This window comes from Streptomyces sp. NPDC025784, from assembly GCF_055558435.1.
In genome coordinates this window covers 131,086-154,849 of record NZ_JBVHMN010000011.1, presented here as the reverse complement: position 1 = coordinate 154,849, position 23,764 = coordinate 131,086, and the positions used below count along the sequence as shown (strand labels likewise).

Genomic DNA, 23,764 nt, shown 5'->3' with positions numbered 1-23,764 from the left:
CGCCCCTGACGCCGGGGTCGCCGCCGCGGCCGCCCCGCCGTCGCCGCCCCCCGCGAGCGCGCCCGCCCCGCCCCGCCCGCCCGCGACGCCGCTCCCGGGGGGGGGGGGGGGGGCCCCCGCCCCCCCCCCCACCCCCCTCTTTCCGGGACGGACGGCTACAGCTTCGCCAGCGCGGCGTCGATGCGGGCCAGCGTCTTCTCCTTGCCCAGGATCTCCAGGGACTCGAAGAGCGGGAGGCCGACCGTACGGCCGGTGACGGCGACACGGACCGGGGCCTGCGCCTTGCCGAGCTTGAGACCGTGCTCCTCGCCGGCGGCCAGGACGGCCTCCTTGAGGGACTCCGGGTCGGTCCAGTCGGCGCCGCCGAGCTTCTCGCGCGCGGTGCGCAGCAGCGCGTCCGACCCCTCCTTCATCGCCTTCGCCCAGGACGCCTCGTCGGAGACCGGCTCCGACAGGAACAGGAAGTCGACGTTCTCCGTGATCTCGGAGAGGACCTTGAGGCGGGACTGCGCGTGCGGAGCGATCGCCTGCCACTTCGACTCGTCGAAGTCCTCGGGCGTCCAGGGCGCGAAAGGTGCCTGCAGCCAGGGGGCGCAGCGCTCGGTGAAGTCCTTCACGTCGAGCATGCGGATGTGGTCGGCGTTGATGGCCTCGGCCTTCTTCAGGTCGAAGCGGGCCGGGTTGGGGTTGACGTCCGCGACGTCGAAGGCGGCGACCATCTCCCCGATCGTGAAGATGTCGCGGTCCGCCGCGAGCGACCAGCCCAGGAGGGAGAGGTAGTTGAGCAGACCCTCGGGGAGGAAACCGCGCTCCCGGTAGAGGTTGAGGGAGGACTGCGGGTCCCGCTTGGAGAGCTTCTTGTTGCCCTCGCCCATGACGTACGGCAGGTGACCGAAGGCCGGGGTCTCCTTGGCGATGCCCAGCTCGATGAGCGCCTTGTAGAGGGCGATCTGGCGGGGGGTGGAGGAGAGCAGGTCCTCGCCGCGCAGGACGTGGGTGATCTCCATCAGCGCGTCGTCGACCGGGTTCACCAGGGTGTACAGGGGCGCGCCGTTCGCACGGACGATGCCGTAGTCCGGCACGTTCTCCGGGAGGTACGTGATCTCGCCGCGGACCAGGTCGGTGAAGGTGATCGTCTCGTCCGGCATGCGGAAGCGGACGATGGGCGTGCGGCCCTCGGCCTTGTAGGCCTCGGTCTGCTCGGCGCTCAGGTCACGGCAGTGGCCGTCGTAGCCGGAGGGCTTGCCGGCGGCGCGGGCGGCCTCGCGGCGGGCGTCGAGCTCCTCGGTGGAGCAGTAGCAGTAGTAGGCGTGCCCGGCGTCCAGGAGCTTCTGCGCGACGTCCTTGTAGATGTCCATGCGCTGCGACTGGCGGTACGGCGTGTGCGGGCCGCCGACCTCGGGGCCCTCGTCCCAGTCGAAGCCCAGCCAGCGCATCGCGTCGAGCAGCTGGTCGTACGACTCCTCGGAGTCGCGGGCCGCGTCGGTGTCCTCGATGCGGAAGACCAGGGTGCCTTCGTTGTGCCGGGCGAACGCCCAGTTGAACAGGGCGGTGCGGACCAGGCCCACGTGGGGGTTGCCGGTCGGGGAGGGACAGAAACGTACGCGGACGTTCGCGTTAGCCACGCTTGATCACCTTGTTGGTGAGAGTGCCGATGCCTTCGATGGTGACGGCGACCTCGTCGCCGACGTTCAGGGGGCCGACCCCAGCCGGGGTGCCGGTGAGGATCACGTCGCCGGGGAGCAGCGTCATGGCCTCGGTGATGTTGACGATCAGGTCCTCGACGGAGTGGATCATCTCGCTGGTGCGGCCGAGCTGGCGCTGCTGCCCGTTGACCGTCAGCTGGATGGTCAGGTCGCTCGGGTCCAGGTCCGTCTCGACCCAGGGGCCGAGCGGGCAGGAGGTGTCGAAGCCCTTGGCCCGCGCCCACTGCTTCTCGCGCTTCTGGACGTCCCGGGCGGTGATGTCGTTGGCGCAGGTGTAGCCGAGGACGACGTCCTTGACGCGTTCGCGCGGGACCTCGCGGCACATGCGGCCGATGACGACCGCGAGCTCGGCCTCGTGGTGCAGCTCGTTCGAGAAGGAGGGGTACTGGATCTCGTCGCCGGAGCCGATCACCGAGGTCGACGGCTTGAAGAAGGCGAACGGGGCGTCGGGCACCTCGTTGCCGAGCTCCTTGGCGTGCTCCGCGTAGTTGCGGCCGAAGGCCACGACCTTGTTGGGGAGCACGGGCGGCAGCAGCCTGACCTTGCTCAGCGGGACCTTCGTACCGGAGAGCTCGAAGTCCGCGAACGGGATGCCCTTGATGATGTCGAGGACGAGCTCGTCCGGCTTGTCGCCCTCGACCGCGCCGAAAGCGACGTTGCCGTCGATGGAGAATCTGGCGATGCGCACGGGATCCTTGCGCCCCTCACTGAGCTGGCTGGAGTCTGACGCTCCAGGCTAACGCGGGGAGGGCTCCGCGCCTCGCGCATATACGCGGGCGCACCGGATGGTGCGTACGTGGCCGCGCCCCCGGACGCCGTCACGCGCCGTCGGCGGGCGGGCCGGCCTTCCGGGGTGCGCCGCGGGACGCCTCCGGCGTGGAGGCCCGTTCGTGGGGGCAGGTGCGGCCGGCGCCGAGATCCGTGCGGGCCCTGTTGAGCGGCCGGCCGCCGACGTGCGTACTACTTACTGGGCGACGGAGGCCGCGACCGGGGCTTCCATCAGGACGGTGCGGCGCGGGTTGGCGGTCTGGGTGGGAAGATCGACCGAGTGCTCCGGCTGGTCCGGCGTCTGCAGCGCGTCGGCGTCCTCGAGGTGCGCCAGCGTCGTGCGTCGCGGGTTGGCTATGTTGCGGAACATCATCGTCGTCTTCACCGGTGTACTCGACCTTGTCGTGAGGGGCGCCGGGCGGGCTCAAAAGCCCCCATTCCGGCGCGGGTTGTCGGATTCGCCATCCCTGTAAAGCGCCAGGCTAAACATGCAATTCCCCGGCGAAGCCGCGAAGAGGCCATGATCGCCATGTGAGTTTCCTCACTTACTAGCAGGCAAACCGGTCAATTCAGACCCTCAACTCGGCCTGGCGAAACGGACATTGCTCCATTGAAGCAAACATTCCGCTCCTGATCATGGCGACTGGGACACCCGGCCCACTCCAACACCTCGTAGGCATACGCCCGTTATGTACGAGATCACTTTCTACGCCTCGTGACGCTGCACTCACAAGGTGTCACGGAGGTCACAGCCTGGCTCTCGGGCCTTGTTGGAGATCCTGCACTGTGCTGGAATTCCACGGACCGCCGCGGGATCGAACCGGCGCGCAGGGGCGCAACGCAGCGCCGATTGGCGGCGGTAAGGGGGAACCTGCGCCGGTCACTCACGACCACCAGGGGGCGCATCTGCGCCCTTGAACGACGCCGACACCGTCTCGCCGTATCACCGGTGGGACGCCTGGTCCAGAGGTTGCGACGCTAGTGCAGGGACGTTTCAAGAGGGATGGCAGCGCTTCGGCGGAGCCGGAGCCGCACGGCGGGACCGACCGCGGTTCCTCGCCCCAGCACGCCCAGAACCCGGGACCGGCAGAGCTCGGGGGCAGCGGTGACTCCGCTCGCCCCGGCGCCAAGGCCAAGACTCCCGCCACACCGGCCGCGAAGCCGAAGGGCCCGACCGGCCCCGGCTCACGCGTAGCCCTGCGCAACTGGCGCATCTCGACGCGACTGGTCTCGCTGCTCGCGCTCCCCGTGGTCGCCGCGACCTCGCTGGGTGCGCTGCGCATCAACCAGTCGATGGACGACATCCAGCAGCTCGACAACATGAAGCTGCTGACCGACATGACCAAGCAGGCGACCGAGCTCGCCGCCGCGCTCCAGAAGGAGCGCGACCAGTCGGCCGGCCCGCTGGCGCACGGCGCCCCGGCCACCGACTACACGGTCAAGGGCGTCCGCGACGCCACGGATGTCGCCAAGAAGCACTTCCTCGAGGGCACGCAGGAGATCGACGACGCCACGGCGAAGGGACAGCTGTCCGGCGTCCGTGACAGCCTCGTCGGTATCGCGGGCGAGCTGAACAAGCTGAGCAGCATCCGCAACGACGCCTACAACGACCCGAAGAACTCGACGCAGACGGTCGAGGCCTACCACCGCCTCGTCACCCAGCTGCTCGCGCTCTCGCAGGACATGGCCGAGGCGACCAGCAACCCGGAGATGATCCAGCGCACCCGCGCGCTGTCCGCCTTCTCCTCCGCCAAGGAGTACGCCTCCGTCCAGCGCGCCGTCATCGCCGCCGCGCTGCCCGAGACCAAGTCCACCTTCGGCACGCTTTCCGAGAACGACCGGCAGTACGCGCTCTCCGCCCAGGAGAGCCAGGAGTCGGAGATCAGCGGCTTCAAGAACATCTACGGCAACGGCGTCACCGAGCTCCTCAAGCCCGTCGAGGGCGACAACCCGACCATCCAGTCCGCCGACCAGTACGCCAAGCGCGTGCTCGGCGGCCCGGACGGTCTCAAGACGCAGACCAAGCGCTCGTACAAGGACTGGGTCGACGACGACACGTCCAAGATCCAGAACATGTCGACCATCGAGACCACGCTGCTCGGCCAGATGGAGCAGAAGGCCCGTGAGCTGCGCAACGAGTCCGAGAGCGAAGCGATCATCTCGGGTGCGCTGATCCTCCTCGTCCTCGGTGTCTCCCTCGTCGGCGCCTTCGTCGTGGCCCGCTCCATGATCCGCTCGCTGCGCCGCCTCCAGGACACCGCGACCAAGGTCGCCCAGGACCGCCTGCCCGAGCTGGTCAAGCAGCTGTCCGAGTCCGACCCGCAGGACGTCGACACGTCCGTCGAGTCGGTCGGTGTGCACTCCCGGGACGAGATCGGCCAGGTGGCCGCGGCCTTCGACGACGTGCACCGCGAGGCGGTCCGCCTCGCCGCCGAGCAGGCCCTTCTGCGGGGCAACGTCAACGCGATGTTCACCAACCTCTCGCGCCGCTCCCAGGGCCTCATCCAGCGCCAGCTGTCGCTGATCTCGGAACTCGAGTCCCGCGAGGCCGACCCCGACCAGCTGTCGTCGCTGTTCAAGCTCGACCACCTCGCGACCCGCATGCGCCGTAACGGCGAGAACCTCCTCGTCCTCGCGGGTGAAGAGCCCGGCCGCCGCTGGACCCGCCCGGTCCCGCTGGTCGACGTGCTCCGCGCCGCCGCGTCCGAGGTGGAGCAGTACGAGCGCATCGAACTGGCCGCCGTGCCGACCACCGAGGTCGCCGGCCGCGTCGTCAACGACCTCGTGCACCTCCTCGCAGAGCTGCTCGAGAACGCGACCTCGTTCTCCTCGCCGCAGACCAAGGTCAAGGTCACCGGTCACGCGCTGCCCGACGGCCGCGTGCTGATCGAGATCCACGACACCGGCATCGGCCTCTCCCCCGAGGACCTCGCGGCGATCAACGAGCGGCTCGCCTCGCCGCCCACCGTGGACGTCTCGGTGTCCCGCCGCATGGGTCTGTTCGTGGTCGGTCGTCTGTCGCAGCGCCACGGCATCCGCATCCAGCTCCGCCCGTCCGACTCCGGTGGTACGACCGCGCTGGTCATGCTGCCCGTCGACGTCGCGCAGGGCGCCAAGAAGCCCACTCCGGGCAAGCCCGGCCAGGGCGCCCCGGGCGGTGGCGGTCCCGCCGCCGCGCAGGCGGCCGCCGGTGTCGCCGCGGCCCGCCGCGGCAACGGCTCGCAGGGTGGCCCCTCGCTCGGTGCCGGTGCTCCGGCCGCCGGCGGTGGCCGCCTCGGCGCCCCGCCGCAGCGCGGTCAGGTCGGCTCGGGACAGGGCCCGCGGGCCGCGCTGCCCGGCAGCAACCAGGGCGGTCGTCCGGGCGCTCCGGGTGGAGCGCGTGGTCAGCAGGGTCCGGCTTCCGGTCAGCAGGGCAGGCCGGCTCCGGCCGGTGCCGGCGCCGGTGGCTTCGGACAGGGTGCGCCGCAGGGTCTCCAGGCGGCCGGCCCCGGTTCCGCTCAGGGCTTCGGTGACGGTTCCCGCCAGGGCGGCGGCTTCGGCGACGTGTCCGGTGCCCGTCAGGGTGGAGCCGGTGCGCGCCAGGGCGGTTTCGGTGACAGCGGCCCCGCTGCCGCGCCGGCCCAGCAGCAGCCGACGGGCGGCAAGACCGGACGTCGCAGGCCGCAGCTTCCCGGCCGCGGTGGTGCGCGTGGCGAGCTGCCCAGTAGCGACCAGCAGCCCCGTGTGCCGAGCTGGAGCGACGAGAACGCGCAGCCGCCGGTACCGCGCTCGTCCCTGGACGCCCCGCGTGGTCACGAGGAGCCCGACACCACCTCGCGCATGCCGCGGATCGACGACCGTCAGGGCCCGGGCTCCACGTCCGAGTTCGCCCGTCCCGACTTCGACGCCCCGCGCCCCGGTGCCGGCGCGCCGCAGAACACCGGGCAGTTCGTCCGTCCCGACGTCTTCAACGCGTCCCACCAGGCCCCCGCGCAGCAGGGCCCGTCGTCCACGGGCCAGTTCGCGGTGCCGGGTTACGGCAACGCCCAGGACCCGTCCTCCACCGGTCAGTTCGCCCGGCCGGGTTACGGCAACGCCCAGGACCCTACGTCCACCGGTCAGTTCGCGGTCCCGGGTTACGGCAACGGCCAGGACCCCTCGTCCACCGGCCAGTTCGCGGTCCCCGGTTACGGCAACGGCCAGGACCCCTCGTCCACCGGCCAGTTCGCGGTCCCCGGTTACGGCAACGGCCAGGACCCCTCGTCCACCGGCCAGTTCGAGCGGCCCGGCGCCCCCCAGCGCCCTCAGCCGCAGCAGCGGGCACCCCGTCAGCAGGAGCCCGAGGCGCTGCCGCCGGCGCCCGGCGCCGGTGACGGACGGACGCCGCTGTACGACACGCTGGAGACCAACTGGTTCCACGGTCAGGCGAACGGCGCCCACTCCCAGGGCGCCCAGAACAACGGCTCCCAGGGTTCGCCGCAGGCTGCGCAGCAGCCGCAGGCTCCCTCGGCTCCGCAGCGTCCGGCTGCCGCACCGGCCGCTGCCTCGTGGCGCACCTCGCCGAACGACGACCTCGTCCGGCAGGCAGAACGCGTCCGTCAACCGTCGGCGGGCGGGGTCACCACCTCCGGCCTGCCGCGCCGCGTCCCGCGGGCGAACCTCGTCGCGGGTACGGCACAGCAGCAATCGCACCAAAGCGGTCCGCAGGTCTCGCGTGCGCCCGATGACGTACGCGGCCGGCTGACCAATCTCCGTCGGGGCATCCAGCAGGGTCGCCAGGCCGGTACCGGCCAGACCGGCAGCTTCCCCAGCCCCACTCACCAGCAGGAGCGTTAGTTGAGCCCGATGAGCCAGGCGGCACAGAACCTCAACTGGTTGATCACCAACTTCGTGGACAACACCCCCGGGGTGTCCCACACCGTCGTCGTGTCCGCCGACGGACTCCTTCTGGCGCTGTCCGAAGGTTTTCCCCGCGATCGCGCGGACCAGCTCGCGGCCGTCGCGTCCGGTCTCACCTCGCTGACGGCCGGGGCCTCCCGGATCTTCGAGGGCGGCACCGTGGCGCAGACGGTCGTGGAGATGGAACGCGGTTTTCTTTTCCTGATGTCCATCTCGGACGGATCGTCCCTGGCGGTCCTCTCCCACCCGGAGTGCGACATCGGTCTCGTCGGCTACGAGATGGCGCTGCTCGTCGACCGCGCGGGCGCAGTGCTCACGCCGGACCTGCGCGCCGAACTACAGGGAAGTCTGCTCCACTGACGGCCCTGGGTTCTACCCACAGCACGAAATCACCGTCCGGCCGACACAATCCCCCCACCGGCCCCAACAGACGGCACGACTGACCGACTTGCTGTCCAGCCCGGAGGATTCATGACCCCGCCCACCGCCTCTCATGATCCGTACGCGCAGCCGTACGAGGATGAGGGCGACCAGCCGCTGGTACGTCCGTACGCGATGACCGGCGGCCGGACCCGGCCGCGGTACCAACTCGCCATCGAGGCGCTGATCAGCACCACGGCCGACCCGGCACAGCTGATGGGTCTGCTCCCCGAGCATCAGCGGATCTGCCACCTCTGCCGTGAGGTGAAGTCGGTGGCCGAGGTGTCGGCCCTCCTGTCCATGCCGCTCGGTGTGGCCAGGATCCTCGTCGCGGACCTCGCGGAGGCCGGACTCGTCGCCATTCACCAGCCGGGCGGCGACGAGAACAACGGCGGCGCGCCGGACGTGACTTTGCTCGAAAGGGTGCTCAGTGGACTTCGCAAGCTCTGACGGAGGCCGGGCGACCACCTCCGCGAAGATCGTGGTGGCGGGTGGCTTCGGCGTCGGCAAGACCACGTTCGTGGGTGCCGTCTCGGAGATCAACCCGCTGCGCACGGAGGCCGTCATGACGTCCGCTTCCGCGGGCATCGACGACCTGACCCACACCGGGGACAAGACCACCACCACGGTGGCCATGGACTTCGGCCGCATCACCCTGGACCAGGACCTGATCCTGTACCTCTTCGGTACGCCGGGCCAGGACCGTTTCTGGTTCATGTGGGACGACCTGGTCCGTGGCGCCATCGGCGCGGTGGTCCTGGTGGACACCCGCCGTCTCGCCGACTGCTTCCCCGCGGTCGACTACTTCGAGAACAGCGGTCTGCCGTTCGTCATCGCCCTCAACGGCTTCGACGGACACCAGCCGTACAACCCCGAAGAGGTGCGCGAGGCGCTCCAGATCGGACCGGACGCCCCGATCATCACGACGGACGCCCGGCACCGTGCGGATGCGAAGAGCGCGCTGATCACGCTGGTCGAGCACGCCCTCATGGCTCGCCTGCGATAGCACCCAAGTGCGAGGCTCTGTACGGAAGTTGTCGTAGACACATTGGAGCCGGCTGTGTCGTTTGACACGGTCGGCCACAGTGTTCATAACGTTTCGACAGAGAATTTCGCAGACGCAGACACGCATCGCGGTCACCCGGTACCGCTGCGCTCACAAAAGCCCCGCCTTTTGGCGGGGCTCGCTCTTTATGACCGTTTTATCTGGGGCGTACGCCACTCGGAATCGTCGATTCCGAGTGTTTGGAAGGGCGCCGCCTGACGTGCTGGAATGCGCTGAACTGCCCAGTAGTCAAGGGCGCTGGACATACCGCGGCACAACGTAGGTGCCGACGCCGAGAGGTTGTTGGTCGAGTGAGGCGAAGCAAGAACGGTCCCGAGCCGTCGGCACGGGGCAACTTCACCCCGCCGCCGCGCGGAGCGGCGCCCGCACAGGTGCCCGTTCAGGAGCCTACGGCGGCGCCCGCCCCGAGCGGCGGCCGTCTCTCCCCGCGCAACTGGCGTGTGCCCACCAGGCTGAACGCGATCCTGCTCATACCCGTGGTGGTCGGCCTCGTCATGGGCGGCTTCCAGGTGAAGAGCTCGATCAACACCTGGCAGGAGGCCCAGGACGCCGAGAAGACGGCCCGTCTGGTGCAGGCCGCCCTGAACTACGGCGACAAGCTGTTCGAGGAACGCGACATCACCGCCCAGCCCCTGCTGAGCGGTGCCGGCCAGAGCGACCCGACGGTCGTCAAGGCCCGCAAGGCCACCGACGATGCCGCCGACGTCTTCGACGAGGCCGCCCAGAACATGCCGAAGACGGCGGGCCTGGAGCGCCGGCTCGATATCTTCCGCAAGGTCGAGCCCCGTCTGGACCCCCTGCGCAAGATCGCCTACTCCTCCAGTACCGAGGGTGTGAAGACCGAGGAGGGCTACCTCCAGATCCAGCACCCGCTGATGGAGTTCGCCAACGAGCTCGGTCTGGGCACCGGAAACATCACCAGCTACGGCCGTACGGTCTACGCGATCTCGCTGTCCAAGGCCGCACTGTCGCTGGAGCGGTCCATCGGTATGCACATGCTGGTCAAGCCCGGTCCGGGCAGGGGCAGCCTCGCCTCCCAGCGCGTCGCCCTCTCCTCCTACGCCTACCTCGAAGGCATCGCCGTCGAGGAGTACCTCGGTGGTGGCACCCAGGCCGACTCCGACAAGCTCGACGCGGCCCAGGTCCAGATCAAGACCGACCTGACGGCCAAGGCGAAGGAGGCCGGCGCGGCCGCTGCCGCCAAGGGCCAGACCTACACCCCGCCGCCGGCGAAGCCCACTGACATGGTCGCCCTGCTGGCGGGCCTGAAGTCCCCGTCACAGACCGAGCTCGACCGTGTGGCCGCCCAGGGTGTCACCGCGCAGAACTGGTGGGTCGTGAACACGGCCAAGTACGACGCCTACCGCCAGATCGAGTCGGACCTCGCCGACAAGGCCGTGGCCGAGGCCGCGGACATCTCCGCCAGTGCCAAGACCGACGCCATCATCACCGGTGCCGCCGTCGTGGTCGCCCTGCTCGCCGCCTTCATCCTGGCCGGCATGGTGGCGCGCCAGATGAGCCGCTCGATGCGCCAGCTGCGCAACGCGGCCTTCGGTGTCGCCGAGCAGCGCCTGCCGATGCTGGTCGACCAGCTCTCGCGCACCGACCCGGGCCGCGTCGACACCCGCGTCCAGCCCATCCCGATCACCACGACGGACGAGATCGGCGAAGTCGCCCGCGCCTTCGACCAGGTCCACCGCGAGGCCGTCCGACTCGCCGCCGAGCAGGCCCTCCTGCGGGGCAACATCAACGCGATCTTCACCAACCTGTCGCGCCGCAACCAGTCGCTGATCGAGGGCCAGCTGACCCTGATCACCGACCTGGAGAACAACGAGGCCGACCCGGACCAGCTGGAGAACCTCTTCCGCCTGGACCACCTCGCGACCCGTATGCGCCGCAACGGCGAGAACCTCCTGGTCCTCGCGGGCGAGGAGCCCGGCCGTCGCTGGGACCAGCCGGTCCCGCTGGTCGACGTGCTGCGCGCCGCCTCCTCCGAGGTGGAGCAGTACGAGCGCATCGAGCTCTCCGGCGTCCCGGAGGCCGAGATCCACGGCCGCGCCGTGACCGACCTCGTGCACCTGCTCGCCGAGCTCCTGGAGAACGCCACCACGTTCTCCTCGCCGCAGACCAAGGTCCGCGTCACCGCGACCCGTCTCCCGGACGGCCGCATCATGGTCGAGATCCACGACAAGGGCATCGGCCTCACCGCCGAGGACTTCGCGGACATCAACCACAAGCTGGCCAACCCGCCGACCGTGGACGCCGCGATCTCGCAGCGCATGGGCCTGTTCGTGGTCGGCCGGCTGTCCGACCGGCACGGCATCCGCGTCCAGCTGCGCCCCTCGGGCGAGCAGGCCGGCACCACCTCGCTGGTCATGCTCCCCGACGCGATCACCCATGGTGGCGGTGGCGAGCAGCAGCCGATCCGCGACGAGTTCACGGTGTCCCAGATCATCCCCGAGCAGCACTCGTTCCACGGTGAGGACTTCGGCAGCCAGCAGCCGCTGCGCACGGCCGCCGAACTCGGCTTCGACGACAGCCGCTACGAGGTCCCGGACGACATCCGCGACCTGGACCCCGTGGGCCGCTCGCTGATGCGCGAGGAGCGCCGCGCCGCCCTGGAGGCCCAGGCTCAGGGCCACGAGGCCATCGAAGCGCCGCAGGGCTACCAGGCGGACTTCGCGGAGCGTCCCGCGTTCGACAACGGCGCCCCGTCCTACGACGACGGTCAGAGCGCGTACGACGAGCAGCAGGCCCGGTACGACCAGCAGACGGCGTACGAGGACCCGCAGCAGGCGGCGTATGACGAGACGTACTTCCCGTCCAACGGCGGCTACCCCGAGCCCGCGTATGCGGAGCCGGGCCAGGACGCCCGTGCTGGAGTCCAGGGTTCCGCCCCGGAGACGTTCTCCGCTTTCGAGGAGCCGTCCTACCAGGACGACTGGCCGCAGCAGGGCGCGTACACGGGCGGGTACCGATCCGGCTACGCTCCGGAAACGGAATCCTCGCAGGCCGCTGACGTGAGTGAGCAGGACCGCGTAGGCTTCACCCGTCCGGGACCGGCCCCCTCGGGCGGCCACCAGCTGACCGACGCCGGGCTGCCGCGCCGTGGCGCCTCTTCGGGTGCCAACGGCAACGGCCAGCGCCCCGCGGAGCAGCGGGAGCAGGCGGCGCCTGCGCCCAACGCTCCGACCTCGGACGGCAACGGCGAGTGGCGCTCGTCCAACGACGACCGCTGGCAGCAGGCGGCACAGCTCCGCAAGCCCAAGGCGGGCGGGGTCACCTCCTCCGGCCTGCCGCGGCGGGTGCCCAAGGCCAACCTGGTCGAGGGAACCGCGGAATCGACCCCACAGGGCGGCCCCCAGGTCTCCCGCGCACCCGAGGACGTCCGGGGCAGGCTGAGCAACCTGCGCCGTGGCGTGGAGCGGGGACGCAATGCAAGCAGTGACACGAACGGCCAGGGCTTCGGTCCTGACAGCACCTACAACCAGGAGCGTTAGTGTGAGCCCGATGAGCCAGGCGGCACAGAACCTGAACTGGTTGATCACCAACTTCGTGGACAACACCCCCGGGGTGTCCCACACGGTGGTGGTCTCCGCCGACGGACTCCTTCTGGCGATGTCCGAAGGCTTTCCCCGTGACCGCGCCGACCAGCTGGCGGCCGTCGCGTCCGGTCTGACCTCGTTGACCGCGGGAGCCTCCCGCATCTTCGAGGGCGGCCATGTGAACCAGACAGTTGTGGAGATGGAGCGAGGATTCCTCTTCATCATGTCCGTTTCTGATGGTTCCTCGCTCGCCGTCCTTGCACACCCGGAGGCGGACATCGGTCTCATTGGGTACGAGATGGCCCTTCTGGTCGACCGTGCGGGCACGGTCCTGACCCCGGATCTCCGAGCAGAGCTCCAGGGGAGCCTTCTCAACTAGCAGACAGACGGTGCGTATTGACGTCCCGGGGCCGTAAGGTTTCGGGACGCGGTCCCACAGCGTTGGGTGCCCGGCACAGTCGGAGGAGGAGAAAGTGGCAACACCCCCAGGCGGTTCGTCTTCGGGTAACTGGTCGTACGGCCCCGGTCAGGGGCAGGGCGGCCAGGGTGACGGTTCGCAGAACCCGAACCGGTACAACTTCCCCTCCGCGCCCAGCCACCGGCGCCAGCCGTACGCGCCCCAGGGCCCCCAGGGTCCTGGTCCGTCGCCGTACGACCAACCGCCGGCGCCGCGCATCCAGCCCGTGCAGCCGCAGCGACGCTCGCCCGAGCCGTCGCCGGCCGGCGCGTCGAACAATCCGCTGGTGCGCCCGTACGCCATGACGGGCGGCCGCACCAGGCCCCGCTACCAGCTCGCCATCGAGGCGCTGGTGCACACCACTGCGCAGCCGCACCAGATGCAGGGCCAGTTGCCCGAGCATCAGCGGATCTGCAATCTCTGCCGAGAGATCAAGTCGGTGGCCGAGGTCTCGGCCCTCCTGACGATCCCCCTCGGCGTGGCCAGGATCCTCGTCGCCGACTTGGCGGAGGCGGGACTGGTCGCCATCCATCAGCCCGGCGGCGACGAAAACGCCGGTGGCCAGCCAGACGTGACTTTGCTCGAAAGGGTGCTCAGTGGACTTCGCAAGCTCTAGCGGAGGGCCTTCCCGCTCCACCACGTCCGCGAAGATCGTGGTGGCGGGCGGCTTCGGCGTGGGCAAGACCACGTTCGTCGGCGCCGTCTCGGAGATCAACCCGCTGCGCACCGAGGCCGTCATGACGTCCGCTTCCGCGGGCATCGACGACCTCACGCACACCGGAGACAAGACGACGACCACCGTCGCCATGGACTTCGGCCGCATCACCCTGGACCAGGACCTGATCCTCTACCTCTTCGGTACGCCGGGCCAGGACCGTTTCTGGTTCATGTGGGACGACCTGGTCCGTGGCGCCATCGGCGCGATCGTCCTGGTCGACACCCGCCGTCTCGCCGACTGCTTCCCCGCGGTCGACTACTTCGAGAACAGCGGTCTGCCGTTCGTCATCGCCCTCAACGGCTTCGACGGACACCAGCCGTACAACCCCGAAGAGGTCCGTGAGGCGCTCCAGATCGGACCGGACACTCCGATCATCACGACGGACGCCCGCCACCGCGCGGACGCCAAGTCGGCGCTGATCACGCTCGTGGAGCACGCGCTGATGGCGCGGCTGCGCTAGCGCGGGACACCGCACACGCCCGAGAACGGCCCCCGCGCCTCCTGTTGGAGGCGCGGGGGCCGTTTCGTACGCCTCCGCCCGGGCACCCCCTTCGGCGGTGCTGCTCCGGAAACGCCGAGGCCCCGCTCTCCCGAGGGAGGCGGGGCCTTGCGTCGGCCCGGGCGGGCCCGGGGCTCAGTGCCAGCTGTGCGGAGCGCGGAAGCCGGGCTCGCGCTCCAGGCGGCGCCAGCCTGCCTTGGCGCGGCCGCGGTGGGTCGGGGCGGTGTCCGGCTGGGCGGCGGCGCGGGCCAGGAGGATGGCCGTGATGGCGGCGACTTCCTCGGGCTCGGCGTGGCCCTTCTCGACGCGAATGTCCGGGGTGCTCATAGGTTCAGTCTCCGTGAGAGAGGTTTCCGCGGGGGTACCGCGGAGGATCCGCTGGGTTACTGCGGGGGGTTGCCGTGCTTGCGCGACGGCAGGTCCGCGTGCTTGGTCTGCAGCATCGCGAGCGACTTGATCAGCACCTCGCGGGTCTCCGCCGGGTCGATGACATCGTCGACCAGGCCCCGCTCCGCCGCGTAGTACGGGTGCATCAGCTCGGCCTTGTACTCCTTGACCATGCGGACGCGCATGGCCTCGGGGTCGGCGGCGTCGGCGATCTGACGGCGGAAGATGACGTTCGCGGCACCTTCCGCACCCATCACGGCGATCTCGTTCGTCGGCCAGGCGAAGGTGAGGTCGGCCCCGATGGACTGGCTGTCCATGACGATGTAGGCACCTCCGTACGCCTTGCGCAGGATCAGCGAGATCCTCGGGACCGTCGCGTTGCAGTACGCGTACAGCAGCTTCGCGCCGTGCCGGATGATCCCGCCGTGCTCCTGGTCGACGCCGGGGAGGAACCCCGGTACGTCCAGCAGCGTGACGATCGGAATATTGAAAGCGTCACACATCTGGACAAAGCGCGCAGCTTTTTCGGATGCCTCGATGTCCAGGACGCCGGCGAGGGTCTGCGGCTGGTTGGCGATGATGCCGACGACCTGGCCGTCGAGGCGGGCCAGCGCGCAGATGATGTTGCGGGCCCAGCGCTCGTGGACCTCCAGGTAGTCGCCGTCGTCGACGAGCTCCTCGATGACCTTCGCCATGTCGTACGGGCGGTTGCCGTCGGCGGGGACCAGGTCGAGCAGGACGTCCGAGCGGCGGTCCGCCGGGTCCTCGCAGGACACCCGCGGCGGGTTCTCCCGGTTGTTCTGCGGGAGGAGCGAGAGGAGGTAGCGCACCTCGGCGATGCACGTCTCCTCGTCGTCGTAGGCGAAGTGACAGACACCGCTCGTCTCGGCGTGCACGTCGGCGCCGCCCAGGCCGTTCTGGGTGATCTCCTCGCCCGTCACCGCCTTGACCACGTCCGGGCCCGTGATGAACATCTGCGACGTCTCGCGGACCATGAACACGAAGTCCGTGAGGGCGGGGCTGTAGGCCGCGCCGCCCGCGCACGGGCCGAGCATGACTGAGATCTGCGGGATGACGCCCGAGGCCTTGGTGTTGCGCTGGAAGATGCCGCCGTAGCCGGCGAGGGCGGACACGCCCTCCTGGATCCGGGCGCCCGCGCCGTCGTTCAGGGAGACCAGCGGCGCGCCGGCCGCGATGGCCATGTCCATGATCTTGTGGATCTTCGTGGCGTGGGCCTCGCCCAGCGCGCCGCCGAAGATGCGGAAGTCATGGGCGTACACGAAGACCGTGCGGCCCTCCACCGTGCCCCAGCCGGTGATGACACCGTCCGTGTACGGCTTCTTGGCCTCCAGGCCGAAACCGGTCGCCCGGTGCCGGCGCAGCTGCTCGACCTCCTGGAACGAGCCCGCGTCCAGCAGCAGCTCGATGCGCTCCCGGGCGGTCAGCTTGCCCTTGGCGTGCTGCGCCTCGGTCGCCTTCTCGCTGGGACCCCGCAGCGCCTCCGCACGGATCGCGTGCAGTTCGGCCACGCGCCCGCGCGCGTCCGTGGGTTCGCCTGTGGCGCTCGTGGAGTCTGTCGGGCCGGCCTCGTCCAAAACGGTCATGTAGTGACCTTACGAAGCCCGGCAAGGAAAGCGAGCCGTCGACTCCGTACAGTCTCCGGCCCGTTTTACTGGTAGCCCTGAACAGAACCGCGACCCCATGCAGGCGATCTGACTGCTCAGAGGGCCTCCGGCTTGTAGAGGTCACACAAAGCCGTCAGCTGAGAGCCACCTCACATTCGTGTGTGGCGCATGCCATCGACGGAGTGACACGGACCCTCAGTCGGCGGCCTGTGGCGAGCACCTCGACCGACGGATCGGCTCTGAGGACCGCGCGCACCGGCCGGTCCCAGACGACCTCCAGCGGCTCGCCCGTACGGGGCGGTTCGCTGACAGAGAGCGTAGCGGTGTGCCCACGGCGGCGTACCAGGACGCAGGCGCCCGCCGTGGCGCTCAGCGGACCCGCGCTTCCCGCCTGCCAAAAGTTCGCCGCCGTGAGCCCCAGGGAGGGCACGTGGACGGCCTGCCGGCGGGCGTCGTTGGCGAGGACGCGCAGCCAGTCGCGATCGGCGGCCCGGGCCGCGACGGCGGCGCGCGAGGCTCCCGGCATCAGGACGTAGGCGTAGCCGGCTCCCACCGGGTCCGTGCCGTGGTCCAGCCAGAGCGTCTGCCAGCGCCGGGTGCGCCGCTCCGTGGTGCTGGTGGTGTTGATGTCCGCCCAGGCGCCGGTGCGGTCCTCGCGGAGGGTGCGCAGGGCCGACGTACCGGCCGGGCCGGGGAAGACCCACCCGCCGTGGCCTGCGAGGTGGGCCCAGCCGCGCCGGACGGTGAGCGTCTCGGTGCCGCCCTCCCCCAGGCTGCGGTTGTCCACCACCGTCTCCACGGGCACTCCGTCGGCGGCCGTGATGCCTGCACCCAGGCAGACGATGCAGTCGACGGCGCAGAACCACGACTTGCGGGCTTCCAGGGTGGAGCCGAGTCCCTTCAGATGCTGTCCGACGGCCGCGCAGGTTCCGTCCGTCGCGCCGCCCACCCAGCGCACCGCGGGTCGGGGCGCGCCCCACTCGCCGCCCTCGCGGTCGGCGAGTGGCTTGGTGGACACGGTCGTTCCGGGCAGCCGGTACCAGTCGACCGTGGGCCAGAACCAGTCCGTGTACTGGTCCGCGCGCCCTTCGGGCCACCACAGCGTCATGCCGGCCCCGGTGTGCCAGCCGCGCGGGTTCTCGCCGTTCCCGCACTCGTAGTGCGCGATCCGTTCGGAGGCCATCGAGACCGCGGCGGTGAAGCCTGGGCCGCGGTGCACGGCACGGTCCATCGCGGGGAACAGGCGGGGGCCGGCGCGTTCGGGCGCGGGCGGGGCGGTGGAGCCGGCGACGGCGTGCAGCCGCGCGAGGTCGGCGACCTCGAACTGGGGTGCCGTGAGGATCGGGCTCACCGTGTCCCGGGCGATCCACCCCTTGATCAGTCCGTGCCAGCGCTGCCGCTCGGCGGGGCTCGCGCCCTGGGCGAGCAGTGCGATCGCGGCGATCAGCGCCTGCCCGTGGAAGTGGTCGCTGCGCAGGACGTGCTGGTCGTCGCTCTTCAGGTAACCCCGGCTGATGGCCCGCCCGTTGACGGTGTCCATCACCAGTCCGTCGTGGATGAGGGGCGCGAAGGCGTGCTCGACGGAGTCCAGGACGATCTGCCGGTTCGGATCCGTCACCTCCCACGTCGATCCGGCGAGCAGCGCGAAGAGCCGGCCGAGTCCGTCGAGCAGGACCTGGCCGTACGTTCCCGAGTACGCGACCTGGACGTGCTGCACGAACGATCCGTCCTCGTACAGCCCGTCCCCGGACGTCACGTACGGGAAGACGGGTGAGAGCGCGTCACGGGCCAGTGCGATCTTGTCAGGGGCCCGGCCGAGGATGCCGCGCAGCGCCACGGACCGGCACAGGTCGACACGGTTGGCGCCGGTGGAGGTGCCGGAGTAGTCGCGGAGCATCTCGTCCGGGACGAAGTGGTCCACGGCCGCGCAGGCGGCTGCCCGATGTGCGTCGGTGAGGTCCTCGTCGAGGGCGGCGACGATGTCCATGAGCAGCCGGGGGCTGCCTATCTGCCACTCCCACCAGTTGCCGTACCGGGTGGTGGACGGGTTGTAGACCGTCGCGAAGAGGTGGTCGAGGCCGCGGATCACCTCCGCGAGGAGGTTCTCGTCGCCGGCCGACCCGGTGCCCTCCTGGAGGTACGCCTGGGTCATCGTCCACAGCCGGGAGTAGCTCGCGGTGATGCCGGCGGGCGGGTCGAAGGGGTGGTCCGGCCAGAGGGACACGGCCGTGGGGGCCATGAACTGCGCGAAGCCGCGGGCGAGTTCGCCGGTGCGGCGCAGCCGGGAGGCATAGGGCTCGGCCGTGGGGTCGTAGCCGGTGCCGAGCGCGATGCCCAGCCAGCGCCGGCGGAGCAGCGCGTACTCGTCGTCCGCCGGGGCGGCGCCCGCCGGGGGTGCGGCGGCCGCCAGGAGGGCGGCCGCCAGCAGGAACGTACGGCGGCTGGCCGTCATGCCTAGCAGCCGCCGCAGTTGTAGTAGAGGACGTCCCAGTGGTTGCCCTCGTCGGCGTAGATGTTGCCGGAGCCGGACTTGTACTGCGGGGCGCCGTCGCCGCGCAGCCCGATGTAGGTGAAGTTGTTCTTGATGTAGGCGGTGACGCACGTGTTCTTGCCGTAGTCGAGCTTGTAGCCGTTCCAGTGCGAGTACGTGCCGCTCGCGTGGCCGGTCTCGGTGCCTCCGGTGATGTTGAGCGCGCAGCCGCTGGCCCCCTTGAGGGTCTGGGCGCCCTGCGCGGTGGCGAGGTTGAGCTGCTCGAAGGACGTGCACGTGGGGTTGTTCCGGTCGGAGCAGCCACCCGACGAGGACCAGGTGATGCCGGACGAGCGGAACATCGACGTCGCCGTGGCGTGGCTGATCTTGGTGACGGCGAAGGCGTCGGTGGAGGTGCCGATGACGGCCACGCCCGGGGCGACGACGAGGGCGAGGGCGGTCAGGACGGAGCGGAGCTTCATGGGGGAACCTTCCTGCGGACGACCGTGCTTCCTGTGGGGCGGTTGTGCAGGCGGTGCAGGTGCAGGGAGATGGTGCCCGAGGTCTACGCGCGTTCGCCAGAGGGCGTCCGGACCTGTCTGCGCGGGAGGGTGGAAGTGCACCGGATCGCCCCGTTCTCCGGCGGCCGGAGAGCGCCACCCCGGGCCCGCCGGAGCACCCGCGCCCGGCGGCCGGATCGCCCTCCCCCGGAGGGCGGAAGTACGTGACACGTCGTAACGTCGTAGACACGTCGCGGATGATGTTGAAACTTGAACGGAATAGGTTTACGGTGCTTCTTGTTCCCCTCGTTGAAGATTCAACAGATTACCTCGCGGCTTCCGACCGAATCCGCGACCCGTCCCCCTAAGGAGCACGTCATGGGCATCTTCGGCCGTAAGAACACCGACGACACCGCCTCGGCCGCCCCGGCGTCCGCCGCCATCAGCGCCGACCTCGCCGCGCTGACCGGCGACTACACGATCGACCCGTCGCACTCGTCGATCGGCTTCGTCGCGCGCCACGCGATGGTCACGAACGTGAAGGGTTCGTTCCTCGACTTCCAGGGTTCGCTGCACCTGGACGGCAGCGACCCGTCCAAGTCGACGGCGAGCCTCGACATCAAGATGGACAGCATCGACACCGGGTCCGCCGACCGCGACGGCCACCTGAAGAGCTCCGACTTCTTCAAGACGGACGAGTTCCCGACGATGACCTTCCGTTCCACCAAGGCGGAGGCCCTGGGCGGCGACGACTACCGGATCACGGGCGACCTGGAGATCCTCGGCACGACCAAGGAGATCTCCATCGACCTGGAGTTCAACGGTGCCGCGAAGGACCCGTTCGGCAACGAGCGCGTGGGCTTCGAGGGCAAGTCCGAGCTCCTGCGCTCCGAGTGGGGCCTCACCTGGAACGCGGCTCTGGAGACCGGCGGCGTCCTCGTCTCCGACAAGATCAAGCTGAACTTCGACATCTCGGCCATCCGGAACGCCGGCTGAGCGCCTTCCGTCCGCCGCACCGGGCCGCACCGCCCGGCCCGCCGCGCCCGCCGCGGCACGTCCGGAGCGCCCGCTCTTCTCGCACGAGAAGGACGGGCGCTCCGGCATGTCCGGGGGCTTCCCTGTGGGCCGACTGGGAATCGATGAGGGTCCGCCATGAAGACAACCGAATTGTTGACACCCTTTTCGCGGCCGGATTACGTTCGCAACGCAGTCGGCAGGTCCGGCGTCGCGGCGGGGCTCGGCATCGCGGCCGATAACCCGGTGCGTGCTGCTCCGCCCGGCCGTTAGCCTCCGGACATGACCTGGTTGCCCGCCGATTTCGTCCACCCGCTGCGCGTCGACGTGCCCGGAGGGCATCACCTGCGCCCGATCACCGGCGCGGACGCCGCCATCGACTACCCGGCCGTCATGGGGTCGCGCGAACGGCTCTGGTCCATCTTCGGCGAGGCCTGGGGATGGCCCGCCGAGACCATGTCGTACCAGGCGAACCTCGAGGACCTCCGGCGGCACGAGGCGGAGATCGCCGCCCACCAGTCCTTCAACTACGTGCTGTTCGACGACGCGGGCACGTCCGAGTACGGGTGTGTCTACATCGATCCGCCGGAGAAGGCCGGCGCCGACGCCGAGATCTCCTGGTGGGTCGTGGACGCCCGCGTCGGCAGCGCGCTGGAGCGCGATCTGGACGCGCTCGTGCCGCGCTGGATCGCCGAGGACTGGCCCTTCGAGCGGCCCCGGTTCATCGGGCGCGATCTCTCCTGGAGCGAGTGGCTCCGACTGCCCGACGCCTGAACGTCGGTGGCTCAGCCTGCGTCGTAGGCGACCCGGGCCTCCTCGACCTTGTCCAGGTTGACCTCGGCCCACTCCGCGAGTGTCGCGAACAGGGGAGCCAGACTGCGGCCCAGCTCGCTGATCTCGTACTCCACCCGCGGCGGGACCTCGGGGTGGTACGTGCGCACGACCAGCCCGTCGCGCTCCAGCTGGCGCAGCCGCTGGGTCAGCACCTTCGGCGTGATCCGGGTGATGCGGCGCTCCAGTTCCACGAAGCGCTGCCGTCCGTACTCGTGCAGCGCCCACAGGATGGGCGTGGTCCAGCGGCTGAAGACGATGTCGACGACGGGAGCGATCGGGCAGGCCGCCTCGGGGTCGACGTCGACGGCGGCCGGCCGGGATGTGGCGTCGGTCACGATGAGCCCCTCTCTCCATTACTTTCCTCTAGGTACCTACTATGCCAAGGACGGTAGCTTTCTTTTTGTCCGAGAGAAACGGCAGGAACCGGTCGAAACCGACCGGATGACCGGCCGACACGGCAAAGGGGAGCAATCATGGTGGTGGTGACGGGAGCCACGGGCAACGTCGGCGGGCCGCTCGTGCGGGCGCTGGACGCGGCGGGCGAGAGGGTGACGGCGGTGTCGCGGGGCACCTCGGCGACGGGCGCGGCGGACCTGCCGGCGGGGGTGCGGCACGTCCGGGCGGACCTGGCCGACCCAGTGAGCCTGCGGCCCGCGTTCGACGGGGCCGAGGCACTGTTCTTGCTGGTCACCGGTGAATTCCTGGCGTCGGGCGGGGACCTGTCCGGTGTCCTCGACACCGCTCGGGACGGGGGCGTACGGCGCGTCGTCCTCCTCTCCTCGCAAGGGGTCGGCACGCGGCGTCACCCGCCCGGGCAGGAGGAGGCGGTCGAGCGCTCGGGGCTGGAGTGGACCCTGCTCCGGCCGGCGGGCTTCCACTCCAACGCTCTGGCGTGGGCCGGCACGGTCCGCGCGGCGCGGACGGCCGGGGCACCCTTCGGCGATGTCGCGCTGCCGACCGTCGACCCGCTCGACATCGCCGAGGTCGCCGCTCTCGCCCTGCGGGAACCCGGCCACGCGGGCATGACCTACGAACTGACGGGCCCGGCGCCGGTCTCGCCCCGGCAGCAGGTCGCGGCGATCGCGGACGCCGTCGGCGAGCCGGTGCGGTTCGTCGAGCAGACCCGTGAGGAGGCCAGGGCGCAGATGCTGCGGTTCATGCCCGAGCCGGTGGCGGACACCACCCTGGACATCCTGGGCACCCCGGTCGCCGAGGAACAGCGGGTGAGCCCGGACGTGGAACGGCTCCTCGGCCGGCCCGGGCGCACCTTCACGCACTGGGCGGGACGGAACGCCGCGGCGTTCAAGTGATCTCCGGCTCCGCGCGGCACTCGGCCGGGGCCGGGGGCGCGGCTCAGAAGCCGCCGCCGAAGTCCCCTCCCCCGCCGAAGTCGCCGCCTCCGCCGTCCCCGAAGCCACCGCCGAAGTCACCGGGGTCGAAATCGGCGCCGGAGACGTCGCCGCCGTCGTAACCGCCGGCGAAGTCGCCGTACCCGGAGCCGTAGTCGGAGGCGTACGAGGGACTGGCCATCACATTGCCGAGCAGGGTGCCGACAAGCAGGCCCGGCAGGATGCCGCCGCCGAAGTAGCCGCCCGCCCAGGGGCCGTACGCCGGACCCGCGTCCCAGTACGGACGGCGTCCGTAGTCGGTCTCGACCTCACGGACCGCCGGGGACACCCCGTCGGCCAGCCGGGCCCGGTCCGCCGCGCAGACCGGCACCTGGCGGGGCGCGCCGCCCGCGGGCGTCCATGTCGCGTCGGCGACGGACGGGCCGTGCCGCGGGTCGAAGAAGCAGGGGGCGCGACGCTCGGGGAGGGGGCGGCCCTCACGGCGTGCGGCCAGCACGGCGAGCGAGAACCGGCCGTCCTCCAGGGCCTGTGTCACCGCGCTGACGTCCTCGGGCCGGGTGGCCGCCGCCATGGACGACTTCGCCTGCTCGTAGGCGTCCAGCGCGCGTTCGTAGTCCGCCCGCATCGCGTCGTCCGCCCCCGCCTCCGCGGGATGGAAGTCGAGCCGGTCGAGTTCCTCGCCGAAGGCCGTGATGTCCTCGTCCACGACCACGCGGAGCTTGTCGAGCGCCGCCCGCCGCTCCTCTTCCTTGCGGCGCCGGTTGCGGCGGGCGAGCGTGTAGGCGCCCGCGCCGCCCGCCACGACCACCGCGGCGACGGTGACCAGGGCGGCCGTGGAGACGCCGCCGCCCGCCGAGCCGCTGTCCCAGCTCGCGGGGGCGGAGCCCCGGATGTTGGCGAGGGCACGGTCCGTGAAGTCGTTCAGCTGGGTCTTCGCGTCCTCGCCCTGGACGCTGGTGACGAGGTTCTGCACGGCGGTGCGGGACATCACCGCGGCGTCGGCCCGCGCGTCGAAGCGGTCGCCGAGCCGGACCCCGTACAGGCCGGTGATGCCGGTGGCGGTGCGCAGGTTCTGGAAGAGGCTCTGGGACGGGAATCCGGCCGGGAGGACCGCCACGAAGACCGGCTTGTCCGCGTCCTTGATCTTCTTGGCCAGGGCGTCGGCGTCCGCCTTGGGAAGCTGCGCGGAGGCCGCGGGATCGACGTACACGGGGCTTTCACGCAGGGCGGCGGCCACCGTGTCCACGTCGGTGGCCGCCTGGGCACGGGAGATGCCGGTCGCGAGGACCGCCAGGGCGGTGAGAACCAGCGCGACGAGCAGTCCCGGGAGACCCCGCCATCCCGGGAGACCTCGGGTGCGAGCGGGCTTCATGTCTTCGAAACTACCCGAAATACACCGAATGGGGCATCAGTGCGGGATTCGGAACGGAGAGGGGGGCCGGTGGGCAGACCCCGGCCCCTGGGCGACGTCCGGAACCGGGCCGACCCGGAGCCCGGACCAGGGGCGGGCCGGGCGCACAGGGAGCGG

20 protein-coding genes are annotated in these 23,764 nt (G+C 70.5%); 11 read left to right on the top strand and 9 right to left on the bottom strand.

What is annotated here, in order from left to right; genetic code table 11:
• Nucleotides 1–155: 155 nt before the first annotated feature.
• The 3 genes from gltX to ACZ4IF_RS24800 all read right to left on the bottom strand — a co-directional run bounded on the left by gltX (nt 156) and on the right by ACZ4IF_RS24800 (nt 2,859).
• A complete protein-coding gene (gltX, locus tag ACZ4IF_RS24810) occupies nt 156–1,625 on the bottom strand; it encodes a glutamate--tRNA ligase (RefSeq protein ID WP_467566319.1) in 1,470 nt (489 codons plus the stop codon).
• On the bottom strand, nt 1,618–2,394 hold the full coding sequence (locus ACZ4IF_RS24805; RefSeq protein WP_467566316.1) for a fumarylacetoacetate hydrolase family protein: 777 nt from the start codon (nt 2,392–2,394) through the stop codon (nt 1,618–1,620). The genes gltX and ACZ4IF_RS24805 overlap by 8 nt, the downstream gene beginning before the upstream one ends.
• A 276-nt stretch (nt 2,395–2,670) precedes the next feature.
• Nucleotides 2,671–2,859 carry a hypothetical protein gene (locus tag ACZ4IF_RS24800; RefSeq protein ID WP_028802399.1) on the bottom strand — a complete coding sequence of 63 codons (189 nt, stop codon included), beginning with the start codon at nt 2,857–2,859 and terminating at the stop codon, nt 2,671–2,673.
• Nucleotides 2,860–3,455: 596 nt separating this feature from the next.
• Here ACZ4IF_RS24800 and ACZ4IF_RS24795 point away from each other — a divergent pair.
• The 8 genes from ACZ4IF_RS24795 to ACZ4IF_RS24760 all read left to right on the top strand — a co-directional run bounded on the left by ACZ4IF_RS24795 (nt 3,456) and on the right by ACZ4IF_RS24760 (nt 14,018).
• Entirely contained in the window at nt 3,456–7,289 is a 3,834-nt protein-coding gene (locus tag ACZ4IF_RS24795; protein WP_467566312.1) for a sensor histidine kinase, read from the top strand.
• A 9-nt stretch (nt 7,290–7,298) separates the two neighbouring features.
• A complete protein-coding gene (locus ACZ4IF_RS24790; RefSeq protein WP_037764993.1) occupies nt 7,299–7,712 on the top strand; it encodes a roadblock/LC7 domain-containing protein in 414 nt (137 codons plus the stop codon).
• Nucleotides 7,713–7,823: 111 nt separating this feature from the next.
• Nucleotides 7,824–8,222: a DUF742 domain-containing protein gene (locus ACZ4IF_RS24785; RefSeq protein ID WP_095936861.1), complete on the top strand. Its 399-nt coding sequence runs from the start codon at nt 7,824–7,826 to the stop codon at nt 8,220–8,222.
• Nucleotides 8,203–8,778: a GTP-binding protein gene (locus tag ACZ4IF_RS24780; protein ID WP_028802395.1), complete on the top strand. Its 576-nt coding sequence runs from the start codon at nt 8,203–8,205 to the stop codon at nt 8,776–8,778. The genes ACZ4IF_RS24785 and ACZ4IF_RS24780 overlap by 20 nt, the downstream gene beginning before the upstream one ends.
• A 350-nt stretch (nt 8,779–9,128) precedes the next feature.
• A complete protein-coding gene (locus tag ACZ4IF_RS24775) occupies nt 9,129–12,338 on the top strand; it encodes a nitrate- and nitrite sensing domain-containing protein (RefSeq protein WP_467566307.1) in 3,210 nt (1,069 codons plus the stop codon).
• Nucleotides 12,339–12,348: 10 nt separating this feature from the next.
• A complete protein-coding gene (locus tag ACZ4IF_RS24770) occupies nt 12,349–12,762 on the top strand; it encodes a roadblock/LC7 domain-containing protein (protein WP_054219305.1) in 414 nt (137 codons plus the stop codon).
• 94 nt (nt 12,763–12,856) lie between these two features.
• Entirely contained in the window at nt 12,857–13,456 is a 600-nt protein-coding gene (locus ACZ4IF_RS24765) for a DUF742 domain-containing protein (RefSeq protein WP_345657259.1), read from the top strand.
• The gene (locus ACZ4IF_RS24760; RefSeq protein WP_467566303.1) at nt 13,437–14,018 is read left to right on the top strand and encodes a GTP-binding protein; all 582 of its coding nucleotides are present in this window, start codon (nt 13,437–13,439) and stop codon (nt 14,016–14,018) included. Before ACZ4IF_RS24765 ends, ACZ4IF_RS24760 begins: the two co-directional genes overlap by 20 nt.
• Nucleotides 14,019–14,192: 174 nt before the next feature.
• Here the strand turns inward: ACZ4IF_RS24760 and ACZ4IF_RS24755 are convergent, their stop codons facing one another.
• The 4 genes from ACZ4IF_RS24755 to ACZ4IF_RS24740 form a co-directional block, all read right to left on the bottom strand.
• Nucleotides 14,193–14,384, bottom strand: a complete 192-nt coding sequence (locus tag ACZ4IF_RS24755) for an acyl-CoA carboxylase subunit epsilon (protein WP_028802392.1) — start codon at nt 14,382–14,384, stop codon at nt 14,193–14,195.
• Between the two features lie 56 nt (nt 14,385–14,440).
• Complete coding sequence (locus tag ACZ4IF_RS24750) at nt 14,441–16,048, bottom strand: acyl-CoA carboxylase subunit beta (protein WP_095936858.1); 1,608 nt, start codon at nt 16,046–16,048, stop codon at nt 14,441–14,443.
• 154 nt (nt 16,049–16,202) lie between these two features.
• Nucleotides 16,203–18,521: a polysaccharide lyase 8 family protein gene (locus ACZ4IF_RS24745; RefSeq protein WP_467566299.1), complete on the bottom strand. Its 2,319-nt coding sequence runs from the start codon at nt 18,519–18,521 to the stop codon at nt 16,203–16,205.
• A 2-nt stretch (nt 18,522–18,523) separates the two neighbouring features.
• Nucleotides 18,524–19,021 (bottom strand): hypothetical protein, encoded by a 498-nt coding sequence (locus tag ACZ4IF_RS24740; protein ID WP_028802389.1) that lies wholly within the window; start codon nt 19,019–19,021, stop codon nt 18,524–18,526.
• A 396-nt stretch (nt 19,022–19,417) separates the two neighbouring features.
• On the opposite strand from ACZ4IF_RS24740, the gene ACZ4IF_RS24735 reads away from it, so the two are divergent.
• Together ACZ4IF_RS24735 and ACZ4IF_RS24730 are read left to right on the top strand one after the other, a co-directional pair.
• A complete protein-coding gene (locus ACZ4IF_RS24735; protein ID WP_467566296.1) occupies nt 19,418–20,035 on the top strand; it encodes a YceI family protein in 618 nt (205 codons plus the stop codon).
• Between the two features lie 300 nt (nt 20,036–20,335).
• Nucleotides 20,336–20,827, top strand: a complete 492-nt coding sequence (locus ACZ4IF_RS24730; protein ID WP_467566293.1) for an N-acetyltransferase — start codon at nt 20,336–20,338, stop codon at nt 20,825–20,827.
• Between the two features lie 11 nt (nt 20,828–20,838).
• On the opposite strand, the gene ACZ4IF_RS24725 is transcribed toward ACZ4IF_RS24730, so the two are convergent.
• Nucleotides 20,839–21,222, bottom strand: coding sequence for a winged helix-turn-helix transcriptional regulator (locus tag ACZ4IF_RS24725; protein ID WP_359501485.1), 384 nt, complete (start codon nt 21,220–21,222; stop codon nt 20,839–20,841).
• 138 nt (nt 21,223–21,360) lie between these two features.
• Here ACZ4IF_RS24725 and ACZ4IF_RS24720 point away from each other — a divergent pair, with 138 nt between their 5' ends.
• Nucleotides 21,361–22,197 (top strand): NAD(P)H-binding protein, encoded by an 837-nt coding sequence (locus tag ACZ4IF_RS24720; protein ID WP_467566289.1) that lies wholly within the window; start codon nt 21,361–21,363, stop codon nt 22,195–22,197.
• Between the two features lie 43 nt (nt 22,198–22,240).
• Here the strand turns inward: ACZ4IF_RS24720 and ACZ4IF_RS24715 are convergent, their stop codons facing one another.
• A complete protein-coding gene (locus ACZ4IF_RS24715) occupies nt 22,241–23,608 on the bottom strand; it encodes a hypothetical protein (protein ID WP_467566286.1) in 1,368 nt (455 codons plus the stop codon).
• Between the last annotated feature and the right edge of the window lie 156 nt (nt 23,609–23,764).

Coding starts and splice junctions, on each gene's coding strand:
- ACZ4IF_RS24790 (WP_037764993.1), top strand. CDS start 7,299: ATGAGCCAGGCGGCACAGAACCTCAACTGGTTGATCACCAACTTCGTG.
- ACZ4IF_RS24785 (WP_095936861.1), top strand. CDS start 7,824: ATGACCCCGCCCACCGCCTCTCATGATCCGTACGCGCAGCCGTACGAG.
- ACZ4IF_RS24770 (WP_054219305.1), top strand. CDS start 12,349: ATGAGCCAGGCGGCACAGAACCTGAACTGGTTGATCACCAACTTCGTG.
- ACZ4IF_RS24755 (WP_028802392.1), bottom strand. CDS start 14,384: ATGAGCACCCCGGACATTCGCGTCGAGAAGGGCCACGCCGAGCCCGAG.
- ACZ4IF_RS24750 (WP_095936858.1), bottom strand. CDS start 16,048: ATGACCGTTTTGGACGAGGCCGGCCCGACAGACTCCACGAGCGCCACA.
- ACZ4IF_RS24745 (WP_467566299.1), bottom strand. CDS start 18,521: ATGACGGCCAGCCGCCGTACGTTCCTGCTGGCGGCCGCCCTCCTGGCG.
- ACZ4IF_RS24740 (WP_028802389.1), bottom strand. CDS start 19,021: ATGAAGCTCCGCTCCGTCCTGACCGCCCTCGCCCTCGTCGTCGCCCCG.
- ACZ4IF_RS24735 (WP_467566296.1), top strand. CDS start 19,418: ATGGGCATCTTCGGCCGTAAGAACACCGACGACACCGCCTCGGCCGCC.
- ACZ4IF_RS24730 (WP_467566293.1), top strand. CDS start 20,336: ATGACCTGGTTGCCCGCCGATTTCGTCCACCCGCTGCGCGTCGACGTG.
- ACZ4IF_RS24720 (WP_467566289.1), top strand. CDS start 21,361: ATGGTGGTGGTGACGGGAGCCACGGGCAACGTCGGCGGGCCGCTCGTG.
- ACZ4IF_RS24715 (WP_467566286.1), bottom strand. CDS start 23,608: ATGAAGCCCGCTCGCACCCGAGGTCTCCCGGGATGGCGGGGTCTCCCG.